This window comes from Salimicrobium salexigens, from assembly GCF_900156705.1.
Lineage (GTDB): Bacteria > Bacillota > Bacilli > Bacillales > Halobacillaceae > Salimicrobium > Salimicrobium album.
The window spans coordinates 37,105-49,672 of record NZ_FTOK01000010.1 but is presented as its reverse complement, the minus strand read 5'-3'; the positions used below and the strand labels follow the sequence as shown (position 1 = coordinate 49,672).

Annotated in this window: 15 protein-coding genes; 2 read left to right on the top strand and 13 right to left on the bottom strand. The window is 48.5% G+C overall.

Annotation, left to right across the window (positions count from 1 at the left end; translation table 11 throughout):
• Positions 1-189: 189 nt before the first annotated feature.
• The gene (gene serA / locus BW931_RS11390; protein ID WP_076572435.1) at positions 190-1,773 is read right to left on the bottom strand and encodes a phosphoglycerate dehydrogenase; all 1,584 of its coding nucleotides are present in this window, start codon (positions 1,771-1,773) and stop codon (positions 190-192) included.
• 213 nt (positions 1,774-1,986) lie between these two features.
• Between serA and BW931_RS11385 the strand changes: the two genes are divergently transcribed.
• Together BW931_RS11385 and BW931_RS11380 are read left to right on the top strand one after the other, a co-directional pair.
• Positions 1,987-3,663, top strand: a complete 1,677-nt coding sequence (locus BW931_RS11385; RefSeq protein WP_076572433.1) for a peptide ABC transporter substrate-binding protein — start codon at positions 1,987-1,989, stop codon at positions 3,661-3,663.
• Between the two features lie 136 nt (positions 3,664-3,799).
• Positions 3,800-4,435, top strand: coding sequence for a YczE/YyaS/YitT family protein (locus tag BW931_RS11380; protein ID WP_076572431.1), 636 nt, complete (start codon positions 3,800-3,802; stop codon positions 4,433-4,435).
• Between the two features lie 54 nt (positions 4,436-4,489).
• On the opposite strand, the gene BW931_RS11375 is transcribed toward BW931_RS11380, so the two are convergent.
• From BW931_RS11375 to noc, 12 genes are all read right to left on the bottom strand, one after another.
• Positions 4,490-5,017, bottom strand: a complete 528-nt coding sequence (locus tag BW931_RS11375; protein WP_076572428.1) for a YceI family protein — start codon at positions 5,015-5,017, stop codon at positions 4,490-4,492.
• 112 nt (positions 5,018-5,129) lie between these two features.
• The gene (locus BW931_RS11370; RefSeq protein ID WP_076572426.1) at positions 5,130-5,429 is read right to left on the bottom strand and encodes a TIGR04104 family putative zinc finger protein; all 300 of its coding nucleotides are present in this window, start codon (positions 5,427-5,429) and stop codon (positions 5,130-5,132) included.
• A gap of 101 nt (positions 5,430-5,530) precedes the next feature.
• The gene (gene rpsR / locus BW931_RS11365) at positions 5,531-5,755 is read right to left on the bottom strand and encodes a 30S ribosomal protein S18 (RefSeq protein WP_008590340.1); all 225 of its coding nucleotides are present in this window, start codon (positions 5,753-5,755) and stop codon (positions 5,531-5,533) included.
• A 47-nt stretch (positions 5,756-5,802) separates the two neighbouring features.
• Positions 5,803-6,285 (bottom strand): single-stranded DNA-binding protein, encoded by a 483-nt coding sequence (gene ssb / locus BW931_RS11360; RefSeq protein WP_008590337.1) that lies wholly within the window; start codon positions 6,283-6,285, stop codon positions 5,803-5,805.
• A 12-nt stretch (positions 6,286-6,297) separates the two neighbouring features.
• Complete coding sequence (gene rpsF / locus BW931_RS11355) at positions 6,298-6,588, bottom strand: 30S ribosomal protein S6 (protein WP_008590335.1); 291 nt, start codon at positions 6,586-6,588, stop codon at positions 6,298-6,300.
• A 120-nt stretch (positions 6,589-6,708) separates the two neighbouring features.
• Complete coding sequence (ychF, locus tag BW931_RS11350; RefSeq protein WP_076572424.1) at positions 6,709-7,806, bottom strand: redox-regulated ATPase YchF; 1,098 nt, start codon at positions 7,804-7,806, stop codon at positions 6,709-6,711.
• Positions 7,807-7,966: 160 nt separating this feature from the next.
• Positions 7,967-8,161, bottom strand: coding sequence for a DUF951 domain-containing protein (locus tag BW931_RS11345; RefSeq protein WP_008590330.1), 195 nt, complete (start codon positions 8,159-8,161; stop codon positions 7,967-7,969).
• Positions 8,145-9,053: a mechanosensitive ion channel family protein gene (locus tag BW931_RS11340; protein WP_076572422.1), complete on the bottom strand. Its 909-nt coding sequence runs from the start codon at positions 9,051-9,053 to the stop codon at positions 8,145-8,147. The genes BW931_RS11345 and BW931_RS11340 overlap by 17 nt, the downstream gene beginning before the upstream one ends.
• A gap of 98 nt (positions 9,054-9,151) precedes the next feature.
• The gene (locus BW931_RS11335) at positions 9,152-9,856 is read right to left on the bottom strand and encodes a DUF554 domain-containing protein (protein WP_008590327.1); all 705 of its coding nucleotides are present in this window, start codon (positions 9,854-9,856) and stop codon (positions 9,152-9,154) included.
• An 89-nt stretch (positions 9,857-9,945) separates the two neighbouring features.
• The gene (locus tag BW931_RS11330; protein ID WP_076572419.1) at positions 9,946-10,782 is read right to left on the bottom strand and encodes a ParB/RepB/Spo0J family partition protein; all 837 of its coding nucleotides are present in this window, start codon (positions 10,780-10,782) and stop codon (positions 9,946-9,948) included.
• On the bottom strand, positions 10,763-11,536 hold the full coding sequence (locus BW931_RS11325) for a ParA family protein (protein WP_008590323.1): 774 nt from the start codon (positions 11,534-11,536) through the stop codon (positions 10,763-10,765). The genes BW931_RS11330 and BW931_RS11325 overlap by 20 nt, the downstream gene beginning before the upstream one ends.
• Positions 11,537-11,623: 87 nt before the next feature.
• Positions 11,624-12,505 (bottom strand): nucleoid occlusion protein, encoded by an 882-nt coding sequence (noc, locus tag BW931_RS11320; RefSeq protein WP_076572417.1) that lies wholly within the window; start codon positions 12,503-12,505, stop codon positions 11,624-11,626.
• Between the last annotated feature and the right edge of the window lie 63 nt (positions 12,506-12,568).

Genomic DNA, 12,568 nt, shown 5'->3' with positions numbered 1-12,568 from the left:
TCAGAACGGAAAAACGGCGCCAAAGGTAACGATTTCCTTCGAATCGTGCCGGTCGTCTCCCCATTCCTCTTTTCAACGGCACGATTCCGTCGTTTTCCTTCCCTTCAGGCACGTAAATGGCTTCCGAAGGTCACGATAACAGCCTCCCATAAAAAAACCTCCGGGCAGCCGGAGGTTTCCTTCATTCTTTTACAGTTTCAAATACTGAAAGCGGTTGATATCTTCGACGTGGGCCAGATGTTCCTGACATTCCGGTCCCACTTCCTTATCGATCGTCAAAATCATGATAGCGGCACCGCCGATGTCGGTACGACCCACCTGCATCGTCGCAATGTTGACGTCGTGCTCGGCAAGCAGGCTTCCCACGCGGCCGATCGCCCCGGGCTGGTCTTTGTGATGGATACTGATCAGGTGTCCCTCCGGTATGACGTCCACAGAGTAGCCGTCGAGACGGACGACCCGGGCTCCGAGTCCGTTCAGCAGCGTTCCTGCAATGCTTCGCGTCTCTTCATCCGTTTCAAGTTCCACTGTCAGAAGGTTCGTAAAGCCTTTTGTCGATGTCGTTTTCTGCTCGTTGATTTCGATTCCTTTGTCTTTGGCTATCTTGTAGGAATTGACGTCATTCACACGATTACCGACAAAAAGCTGAAGCACGCTTTTCACTACTTTTCTCGTGAGCGGTGTCGGATCGACGTCCGTAAGCTCACCCGAATAATAAACGTTGATGTTGTTCAGCCCGCCGCGGACGATGCTGCCGAGAAAAGCACCCAGTTTTTCCGAGAGGGTAATGTAAGGTGTGAGTTTGTCCTGCATTTCTTCCGGTATAGACGGAATGTTCACCGGCTGTTTCGCATTTCCTCCGCGCAGCACTTCCATTACGTCGTTGCTCACGTCGACCGCCACGTTCTCCTGGGCTTCGACCGTGCTCGCTCCAAGGTGCGGAACACTTACGACCTGCGGAAGTTCAAGCAGTTTGTTGTTGACGGCAGGCTCTTCCTCGAACACATCGAGAGCCGCTCCGGCGATTTTACCGGACTGCAGTGCTTCGTAAAGGGCTTCCTCCTCGATGATACCGCCACGGGCACAGTTGAGGATTCTCGCTCCCTCTTTCATTTTCGCAAACGCATCCTTATTGATAAGGTGATGCGTTGCAGCGATAAGCGGCGTATGTACGGTGATAAAATCCGCCTGGGCGAGCACTTCGTCGAGCGTGCCGTGCTCCACACCCGCCTTCTCCGCTTTCTCCCGCGTCAGAAAAGGGTCATAGGCGATTACGTTCATCCGGTGCCCTTTAGCCCGGCGCGTAACTACCCGGCCGATACGACCGAAACCGACGACTCCGAGTGTCTTATTTTTCAGCTCCACACCGACGTATTTCTTACGATCCCAGTTCCCCTGCTGGAGAGAATGGTAGGCCTGCGGAATATTACGCGCCATCGACATAAGCATAGCCATCGTATGTTCCGCTGTCGAGACGGTATTACCGTCCGGAGCGTTTACGACAACGACCCCGTTGTCTGTCGCCGCATCGAGATCGATATTATCCACTCCGACTCCCGCACGACCGACAATCTTCAGATTTACGCCATGCTCCAGCACTTCCTTCGTCACCTGCGTCTGGCTTCTTACGATAAGTGCATCCGCTTTAGCTACTTCTTCCAGAAGCTCCTCCTTTTCCATGGAAGGTTTCTGGATAACTTCGGTATCCGCCGCTTCCAGAAGCGGTTTGATGCCGTCTTCGCTCAATGGGTCACTGATAAGTACTCGATGCATAATACAATTCCTCCTTTATAGTCGCTGATTATATTAGAAACAGGAAAACCTCCCGTGAATCTAAAAAATATATAATTCATTATCCTATCAGAGACCGGCGTAATGTCAATCTTTTGAGATATTTCGCCACTTGAAATTATTAAAGGAAAACTGTATACTCAAAAAAGTGATATTATTCTGAAAAATCCTACATATTTACGAGGGGAAAAGAGAGTGAGCAGAAAACTGTTTTTAGGCCTTATTTTATCAATTTCTTTATTATTCGTTCTGGCCGCCTGCGGCGGTAACGGAGGAAACGAATCTTCCGGCGAAGGTTCGGAGGGTGATTCTTCGGAAGGTTCGGATTCCGGAAGTGATCAGTCCATTTCCTTCACCGCTAAAAGTGAACTGCCGAGTATGGACCCAAGCCTTATTACCGACTCCGTAGCTTTCCAATGGGCGGGGGAAACGTATGAAGGTCTGTACCGCCTTGACGAAAACGGCGAACTGGCTGAAGGGGTTGCCAAAGATCACGAAGTATCCGAAGACGGTACGACGTGGACGTTCAATCTTCGTGAAGATGCCCAATGGGAAAATGGCGACCCGGTCACCGCTCACGACTTCGTCTACGCCTGGCAGCGTGCCGTCACCCCGGATACCGGTTCTGAGTACGGACCTTATTTCCTCGGTGGCGTAGTGAAGAACGCTTCCGCTATCGCTGAGGGAGAAATGAAACCGGAAGAACTTGGCGTAAAAGCCGTCGACGATTATACGTTTGAAGTGAACCTGGAACAGCCTGTTCCTTATTTCGACAGCATGACAGTCTTCATCACGTTCATGCCTCTCAATAAGAGTTACGTTGAAGAACAGGGTGACAGCTTCTCCACAGAAGCGGACAACACGCTTGCCAACGGTCCTTTCAAGATGACGGAATGGAAGCACGGAGAAGGATGGAAAGTCGTGAAGAACGAGAACTACTGGGATGCCGATACTGTAGAACTGCAAGAGATTGATGTAAAAGTCATTAAAGAAACGTCTACGGCCGTCAACCTGTTCCAATCGGGAGAACTGGACCAGGCCGAACTGAACGCTGAATTCGTGGATGAGTACCGCTCCTCCGAACACTTCGAAGTAGTAGAAAACCCATACCTGTACTTCTTCAAGTTCAACCAGGAAAATGAAGTGCTCAGCAATGCCGATGCCCGTAAAGCCATGTCCATGGCGATCGACCGTAAGTCGCTGACAGATGTTATTTTGAACGACGGCTCCGTACCGGCTAATGGTTATGTACCTTCGAACTTTGTAACCGTACCCGGTTCGGACGGCAAAGATTTCCGTGAAGTTCAGGGACCGCTTGTCGGCCACGATGTGGAAAAAGCGAAAGAACACTGGGACAAAGCTCTTGAAGCACTCGGTAAGGATTCTGTGACTCTCGAACTGATGGGTGACGATACAGATTCTTCCCAGAACGCCATGGCTTACTACAAAGAGCAGCTCGAAACCAATCTTGAAGGTCTCTCCGTCAAGGTCGTGGAAGTACCATTCAAAGAGCGCGTACGTCGTGATCAGGAAGGCGAATTCGAAATTGAAGCCGCAACCTGGGGCCCTGACTATGCTGATGCGAACACGTATCTGAACATGTACCTTACTGATGGACAGAACAACAATATGAACTACTCAAGTGAAGAATATGACAGCCTCATCAACAAAGCGAATACGGAACTTGCACAGAAACCTGAAAAACGTTATGAAACATTCATGGAAGCAGAACGTCTTCTTATCGAAGAAGATGCCGCTGTCGCTCCCCTTTACCAGGATGCGAAATCACAACTGCTCCGCTCGAATATCGAAGGAGTCTTCCCTACAGCTACCGGGCCGAACTTCGAATTCAAGTGGGCAAGCGTTAAATAATTGCATAAACGTATGAAAACCTTGCAGGAATCCCTGCAAGGTTTTTTTACTGTCTCTCCGGTCCTTTTGCCTTTTCATTGAAAAAAAACCTTATTTTATGTATAGTAGCATGATACGTATAAAGGAGGGATGCACGGTGAAACGGATTTATCAGCGGGCCGGCTACTATTTCTCCGGACTGCTCATACTCACTCTCGGCATCTCTCTCACGGTTCTCGGCGGACTCGGAACTTCCCCCTTCGACGCGCTGCTCGTCGGCTTGTACCGCAGCGTCGGCCTGACAATCGGCAGCTGGGAAATCGTCGTCGGTATTTCGATGATTATTTTCAACGCGGTGGCCGAAAAAAGACGCCCCGAAATGCTTGCCATCATCACTTCTCTCATTACCGGGGCCGGAATCGACTTCTGGGTCTTTACGCTGGAGGGGATCGTCACTCCCGAGAGCGTATGGCTGCAGAGTATCGTATTCTTTCTCGGTATGGTCATATCAGCGCTCGGCATCTCTATTAACCTGCAGGCGGATTTCGCTCCCATCCCGTTTGACCGGATGATGCTCGTCATCCATAACCTTACCGGATGGAACGTAACGATATCACGTGCTGCCATCAGCGTCGTACTCGTCCTTTTCGCTCTTTATTTCAACGGGGCTGTAGGAGTCGGTACCATTATCATTATGCTTTTCAGCGGCGTGTTCATCCAGTATTTCATGGGCTGGATCCAGCGTTTCGACCGTACCCTCCTCTCCGAAGAACAGCGAAAAATCCAGTATTAAAAAACCGGACTGCCAGGTCGCCTCTGTCAGTCCGGTTTTCTTTACTTATTTGCTTTATTCCACGATGAATTCGAAGTTTCCTGTGAATTTCACATCGCGGCCGAGCATTACGCCACCGGTGTCGAGCGGTGCGTTGAAACTCACGCCGTATGCTTCACGGTTGATTTTCCCTTCCACGTCGAAGCCGGCTACGGTGCTGCCGTCCATCGGGCTTTTCGAAGTCCCGTTGTATTCGACAGTGAATGTTTCTTCGTTGGTGACACCTTTCATCGTGAAGTCACCTGTGAACTTGTATTCATCATCAGAGATTTTCTCGATTTTTTTGCTTACGAACTCAAGGTTCGGATGGTTTTCCGCTTCAAAGAAATCTCCGTTTTTCAGGTGATCGTCACGGTCTTTTTGTCCGGTGTCGATGGATTCAACCGGAATCACTACTTTAACAGAAGCATTCTCCAAATCTTCAATACTTCCGTCGAAATCGACATCAAAGTTTTGGAAAGTACCCTTCGCTTTGGATACCATCATGTGTTTAATCTGAAAATCAAGACTGCTGTGGACTTTGTCTAGTGCTACGCTTGTCATTGTTATACCTCCAGTATTTCGAATCTGAGATAATTATAAAATATATTTATCTCGAATGCAAGATATTTTATAAAATTTTTAAAATCAAAAAAAAGAAGACGTCTGTCTCCTTTCAATACAGAGCTTCCTGTTCACTGGTAAGCTTGTAGACACGGGGGATTACGAAAATCATCAAAATGAAAAATAAAGCGAACAGCATCGTAATCGACCATGCCAGCGGAAGATCGAACAGTGCCTGAGCGATAAGAATGAGAAACACAAGCAGCATATACATACTGCCCCGCTTCCTTGATGTAGCCGTCACGTACTGCATCGTTCCGCACGAGGGACATGTGCCTCTCGCCTGTACGGAAAGTTTTCTCCATACGTCTCTCCGCCTCCACCTGTAGCCGCAATGATCACAAATCGGCACCTTTTCTCCCCCCTTATTGAATATCTTTCTCTCAAGAATAACAAAATTCCATAAAAAAATCTCCCGACTCTTCGAAAAAAGCCGGGAGATTCCGTCTGCTACTATTCAGTGGAATAAGGAAGCAGAGCCATTTGACGGGAGCGTTTGATAGCTTTCGTCAATTTACGCTGATATTTTGCAGACGTTCCTGTTACCCGGCGAGGAAGGATCTTCCCACGCTCAGAGATGAAACGTTTAAGCAGCTCAGTGTCTTTGTAATCGATATGGGTTATGCCATTTGCTGTGAAATAACAAACCTTCTTACGTCTACGTCCACGACGTGCCATATGCGTTCACTCCTTTTCATTTAGAATTTGTAAAGAGTACCGTACTCTTAGAATGGTAGATCATCATCCGATATGTCAATAGGTTCCCCGTCATCTGCGAACGGGTCATCATTTTTTGACTGTCCGTAATTACCTTGTGATGGTTGGTTCTGATTGCCCTGGTATCCTGAAGACTGATCGCTGCGGGAACTTTGTCCGCCGCCGGAACTGCCTTTTGATTCCAGAAACTGGACGCTGTCGGCTACGACTTCCGTAACAAACACACGACGACCTTCTTTGTTATCGAAGCTCCGGGTCTGCAACCGTCCGTCTACACCGACCTGACTGCCTTTACTCATAAAATTCGCCAGGTTTTCCGCTGCTCTTCTCCATACGACGCAGTTAATGAAATCCGCATCGTTGTTTCCCTGGTTGTTGGAAAACGGACGATTTACAGCGATGGTGAAATTAGCGACAGCTACACCATTCGGTGTATAGCGCAAATCAGGATCCTTCGTTAACCTGCCGACTAAAACGACACGATTCAACATCAGACCACCCCTTTATTGATCGTCTTCGCGTACAGCGATATGACGAATAATATCATCAGAGAACTTAGCCTGGCGATCAAATTCATTGATAGCGTCAGCTGTTCCTTTGAAATTGACTGTTACATAGATACCGTCGCGATAATCTTTGATTTCATGAAAAAGACGACGTTTACCCATTTCTTTTGTCTCATCAATCTCCGCACCGTTCTCAGAAAGGATATTGTTGAAGCGTTCTTTGACAGAAGTCTTCGCATCCTCCTCAATATCCGGGCGGATGATGTACATGATTTCGTAATTTCTCATCCGTGTTCACCTCCTTATGGACTTAGCGGCCTTCTGCTCTGCAAAAGGCAAGGAGTAATCGTATATTATTACTCACAGCTAGTTATAATACCATAATTCCTGATTTTTTGCAACCATCACTTAAACATTGAATCGGAAGTGGATGACGTCTCCGTCTTTTACGATATACTCTTTACCTTCTAAACGTACTTTACCGTTTTCCTTGGCTTTCGCCATGGAACCGCCTTCGATGAGATCCTCATATGACACAGTTTCGGCTTTGATGAACCCTTTTTCGAAATCGGTGTGGATGATTCCTGCCGCCTGCGGAGCAGTCATCCCTTTGCGGAAGGTCCATGCCCGGACTTCTTCCTCGCCGGCTGTAAAATAAGTGGCCAGACCAAGAAGGTTGTACGTAGCTTTAATGAGCTGGTCGAGACCGGCTTCTGCAATTCCCAGGTCTTCGAGGAATTCTGCTCTTTCCTCCCCTTCAAGCTCGGCGATTTCCGATTCGATTTTTGCGCAGATGGTGATGACTTCTGCATCTTCTTTCTCCGCAAATTCACGAATGCGCTTCACGTTTTCATTTTCAGCTTCACCGATTTCATCCTCTGCGACGTTCGCCACATAAAGAATCGGTTTTGCTGTAAGCAGGTGCAGCCCTTTCCGGTATTTCTCCTCTTCTTTCGAGAGTTCCAGGGCGCGGGCCGGCTGTTCGGATTCAAGTGCTTCTTTCAGACGGGTGAGCACGTCTTTCTCGGCGAGCGCTTCTTTATCTTTCTGTCTCGCCATTTTTTCCACACGGTCGAGACGTTTGTTGATTGTTTCGAGATCGGCAAGAATCAGTTCCAGATTAATAGTTTCAATATCTGAGATCGGATCGACCCGACCGGAAACGTGGGTCACTTCATCGTCCTCGAAAGCGCGGACGACGTGACAGATCGCATCCACCTGACGAATGTGGGAGAGGAACTGGTTACCAAGTCCTTCCCCTTTACTGGCACCTTCGACGATGCCGGCGATATCCGTAAATTCAAAAGCAGTGGGGGTCGTTTTTTTCGGATTCACAAGTTCCGTAAGCTTCTGCAGACGGGCGTCCGGAACTTCCACGATGCCGACGTTCGGGTCGATCGTTGCGAACGGATAGTTCGCAGAGACGGCTCCCGCCTGTGTAATTGCGTTAAATAGCGTAGACTTTCCGACGTTCGGTAAGCCTACAATTCCTGCTGTTAGTGCCATTTAGGTTTTCCTCCTTAGAGACTTTGCGCATATGTCATACCAATTATAGATAGTACACTCCAAAATAACAACCGATAGAAAAGGAAAAAAGAGTCCTCACTATCGGCTGAAATAAATGATTTCCACTATGAAAATTCCTGTATTGTTCCACGTGAAACAGTCAGTCTTCGGCTTTCACCAGTACTTTCTTCATCTTTTTGTTGAATTCGCGGCGGGGGACCATTACACTGTGCCCGCATCCTTCACATTTAATACGGATGTCCGCGCCCATTCTGATAATCTTCCACCGGTTCTCCCCGCACGGATGAGCTTTTTTCATTTCCACTATATCATTCAACTTATACTCTTTCTCCATCTTGCACCCCTCCTGTACCTTCTCGTGAATACATAACAATACGAGGGAACGGAATTTCAATCCCTTCCTCATCAAGACGCAGCTTCACTTCCTTCCTGATTGCCCTTCCGACAGGCCAGTGTTCCATCGGCAGCGTCTCGGCGAAGATACGCAACGTGATCTCAGAAGGCGCCAGGTCCACGACCCCCAATACTTCAGGCGTAGAAATCATACTGCTGTAGCGGGAAGGCATTTCTTTAAGCAGCTCATTGATTACCTGCTCCGCTTTCTCGAAATCACTCTCATAGGCCACTTTCACATCGACGATCGCAGCAGCATTATCGATGGAGTAGTTCGTTACCTGGGTAATGTTTCCGTTCGGAATGATGTGGATTTCGCCTCCCCAGCTTTTTACTTTACTGGTCCGGAGTCCAATTTCTATTACGAACCCTTCCACGCCGGCTGTCCCGATGAAATCACCGACAGAGAACTGGTCTTCGAAGATGATGAAGAATCCGCTTATAATATCCCGGACCAGGTTCTGAGCACCGAAACCGATGGCAAGTCCTGCGACCCCGGCCCCGGCGATCAGTGCTCCCACATTTATGGAGAACGTCTCGAGGATCATTACGAGGGCTGTGAAATACACGACGTAGGTCAGCGTATTTTTGGACAGCTTCGTCAGTGTCGTTTCCCTTCGTGCAGAAATGCGAAACGGACCTTTCTTCCTTCTGCCGTAAAACTGATCGATAACCTTCGTACCTACTTTAATGACTACCGTTGCAAGTATTACGATGAAAATGACCTGGAGAACTGCTTCCCCTAATCTGATCCAGAGTTCAGGGTTCATCAGAACCTCTTTCCATATATCCCAGGTTTCTCTCACGGTTTCCCCTTCTCCGTTCAACGACATCACCTCTTTCTCTATTCTGCCTGCTGTTTACTACAAATGTATGAAAATTATGCAGGAAAGTAAAGAAAGGTGCAGCTGCCACCTTTCTCTTACTCCCGTCAGAAAAGCTGCTGGATGTAAATGATGACCCCTACCATGACGAGGGCAGGTAAGAGGTTCGCTACACGTATTTTGGTGACATTAAGGATGTTCAGACCGATCGCTACGATCATAAGGCCCCCGGTGGCAGTCATATCCGTTATAAACAGATCAAGCATCTGCTCCGGCACCCACCGGTTTATCTGCGTAGCCAACAAGGCGATACTTCCTTCATAAAGGACGACCGGGATGACGGAGAAGATCACTCCCACCCCGAACGTAGAGGTCAGCACGACGGCTACGAAACCGTCGATGATTCCTTTCGTGATAAGCACTTCGTGATCGTTCCTCAATCCCCCGTCCAGCGCTCCGATTACAGACAAAGCCCCTATTACGAAGATAAGGGATGCCGTAATGAAAGCTTCGGCAAGTCCTGTCTGGGAACCTGATTTCATGAACTTCCGCTCCAGCCACTTTCCGAAGGCCTCCAGCCGTTCTTCCAGATGAAGGGATTCACCGATAATCGCTCCCGACAGGAGGCTTAAGAGAACTATTACGATGCTGTTCACTTCGAACCCCATCTGCAGTCCGATCAGTATGACAGCAAGACCGACGCCGTTCATGACCGTCTCTTTGAAAGTTGCCGGTATCTTCGTAAAGAAAAGACCGACAAGCGTTCCTCCCACAATACATATTCCGTTGATTATCGTCCCCAGCAGTACCATATTTTCCCCTTCTTCCTGCACGAAACCGTAAAAAGTAATGCCGTCCCCCTCCCCGACTGTCCGGAAAAGGAAACGACAGTTACTGTTCTTTATTGATCAAACCAGTGGAGAAGTCTTTCCAGATCTTCGTCACTTGCGAATTCGATTTCGATTTTTCCTTTTTTCTTTCCTTTTTTGATTTTTACCCCGGTCCCGAGCCGCTGCTTCAGCACGTCTTCCCGTTCCTGAATAAAAATATCTTTCGTTTCTTTCGCTTTACTCTTTACAGCCGGCTGATTCAGGCGGGACACCAGCTGCTCCGTCTGTCTGACGTTCAGTCCTTCGTTCTCGATCCGCACAGCTACAGAAAGCAGTTTACTGTCATCTTCGAGGCTTAAAAGAGCCCGGGCGTGTCCCATCGTCAGCAGTCCTTCATTCACTTTTTGCGTGATTTCGGGCGGAAGTGACAGGAGACGTACGAGGTTGGCGATATGGGAGCGGCTTTTTCCGAGACGTTCCGAAAGTTCCTGCTGGGTAACGCCCAGTTCTTCCATAAGGTTGCGATAGGCCGCTCCTTCTTCGAGAGCGGTCAAATCTTCCCGCTGCAGGTTCTCCAGCAGCGCAAGTTCCATCATCTGCTGGTCGGTCATTTCCCTTACGACCGCCGGGATCTTCTCGAGACCCGCCATTTTTGCAGCGCGGAACCTCCGTTCTCCCACTACTATTTCGTATCCGCGGATACTTTTTCTAACGATGATCGGCTGCAGAATGCCATGTTCTTCAATGGACGTTTTCAGTTCTTCAATCGCTTCTTCTTCGAATTCTTTCCGGGGCTGATAAGGATTGGGACGACACTTGTTCAGTGAAACTTCCTTTATCTGCTCATCTCTGGATGCTTCCTCTTCCGAAAAGAAAGCGTTCAGACCCCTACCTAACCCTTTCGCCATTGGCAACCACTTCCTTTGCGAGTTCTAAATAGACTTCGGCTCCGCGGGAACGGGGGTCATAGGTGATGATCGGCTCCCCGTAGCTCGGAGCTTCTCCGAGACGGACGTTTCGCGGTACTACTGCTTCATACACACGATCCTGAAAATATTTCTTCACTTCCTCCATCACCTGGGAGGCCAGATTCGTCCGGGCGTCGAACATCGTAAGTACCACACCTTCGATCAGCAGCTGTTTGTTCAAATGCTTCTGTACCAGCCTGATGGTGTTAAGCAGCTGACTCAACCCTTCCAGGGCATAGTATTCGCACTGCACAGGAATCATAACCGTATCGGACGCTGTGAGGGAATTGAGGGTAAGCAGCCCGAGTGAAGGGGGGCAGTCAATGATGACGTAGTCATAATTCTCTTTAACTTCATCAAGAGCATTCTTCAGACGGACTTCCCGGGAAATCGCCGGGACCAGTTCGATTTCGGCACCGGCCAGCTGAATAGTGGCGGGAATGACGTCGAGACGTTCCGTGGAGGTCTGTTTAAGTACGCTCGTTATGCTTACTTCTTCGATAAGCACGTTATAGATGCACTTTTCCGTCTCGCCTTTTTCCACACCTACTCCGCTCGTTGCGTTTCCCTGAGGGTCGATGTCGACGAGCAGAACGTTATATCCTAAATGCGCAAGACCTGCACTCAAGTTCACCGAGGTCGTCGTCTTTCCGACTCCCCCTTTTTGATTTGCGATAGAAATGATCTTTCCCATTCCTTCAACACCTGCCATTTTCTAAAGAATACCACCGCTTTTGTGAAAAACTACAGCTTTCGACGGGAAAGCGCAGCTTGCGGAAAGTTATTGCTTATTTTTAGGAATTTTAATCGTCACCTGATAATAATCGTCATAATCCTCTTCATCGGTTTCTACATCGAGACCCGTATCCTTCACCATGTCCAGAGACTGGCGGATCGTATTCATTGCGATTCTCATATCTTTACTTACACCTTTGATTTTCGGTTTCTTTTTCTTCGGTGCAGATTTTTTCTTTTCTTTCGGATCTTTCATTTCCGCAATCCGCTCTTCCGTCTGCTTCACATTCAGTCCTTCATCGATGATTTCCTGAAGCAGCTTTTCCATCTTTTCCGTATCCTTTAAAGCAATGAGAGCCCGGGCGTGGCGCTCCGTAATATTTTTATCCAGTACGGCCTGCTGTACAGCTTCCGGAAGTTTCAGCAGTCGAAGCTTATTGGCGATGGCAGACTGACTCTTCCCGAGACGCTGTGCCAGTGCTTCCTGAGTCAATTCGTGCATTTCGAGGAGCTTCCGGTAAGCCGTCGCCTCTTCGATGACCGAGAGTTCTTCCCTTTGCAGGTTCTCAATCAGAGCTACAGAAGCCGTCTGTGTATTCGTCATTTCGCGAATGATCGCAGGAATCGTTTCCCATCCCAAAGACTGGGAAGCGCGCCATCTCCGTTCCCCGGCAATCAGTTCATATTCTCCGTCTTCGGCCTCGCGTACAACGATGGGCTGAATCATTCCATGCGTATGTAACGTCTGAGCCAGTTCGGCTATTTTCTCCGCACTAAAAACCGTCCGGGGCTGAAAGCGGTTCGGATGGATTTTGGCAATCGGAATTTGAAGAACTTCATCGGGATTATATGATTCTTTCTCCTGCTCCCGGTTTTCGGGCTCCGGCTTATCACCTAAGCCGAACAAGCGGCTGAAAGGATGTAACAAAATCAGACACCACCTTTTTACGATCGCACATACGATGTTTCACGTGAATCATTAGGTACGTGA

Coding starts and splice junctions, on each gene's coding strand:
- serA (WP_076572435.1), bottom strand. CDS start 1,773: ATGCATCGAGTACTTATCAGTGACCCATTGAGCGAAGACGGCATCAAA.
- ssb (WP_008590337.1), bottom strand. CDS start 6,285: ATGTTGAATCGTGTCGTTTTAGTCGGCAGGTTAACGAAGGATCCTGAT.
- rpsR (WP_008590340.1), bottom strand. CDS start 5,755: ATGGCACGTCGTGGACGTAGACGTAAGAAGGTTTGTTATTTCACAGCA.
- BW931_RS11375 (WP_076572428.1), bottom strand. CDS start 5,017: ATGACAAGCGTAGCACTAGACAAAGTCCACAGCAGTCTTGATTTTCAG.
- BW931_RS11325 (WP_008590323.1), bottom strand. CDS start 11,536: ATGGGAAAGATCATTTCTATCGCAAATCAAAAAGGGGGAGTCGGAAAG.
- BW931_RS11330 (WP_076572419.1), bottom strand. CDS start 10,782: ATGGCGAAAGGGTTAGGTAGGGGTCTGAACGCTTTCTTTTCGGAAGAG.
- ychF (WP_076572424.1), bottom strand. CDS start 7,806: ATGGCACTAACAGCAGGAATTGTAGGCTTACCGAACGTCGGAAAGTCT.
- BW931_RS11340 (WP_076572422.1), bottom strand. CDS start 9,053: ATGTCGTTGAACGGAGAAGGGGAAACCGTGAGAGAAACCTGGGATATA.
- BW931_RS11345 (WP_008590330.1), bottom strand. CDS start 8,161: ATGGAGAAAGAGTATAAGTTGAATGATATAGTGGAAATGAAAAAAGCT.
- rpsF (WP_008590335.1), bottom strand. CDS start 6,588: ATGAGAAATTACGAAATCATGTACATCATCCGCCCGGATATTGAGGAG.
- BW931_RS11335 (WP_008590327.1), bottom strand. CDS start 9,856: ATGGTACTGCTGGGGACGATAATCAACGGAATATGTATTGTGGGAGGA.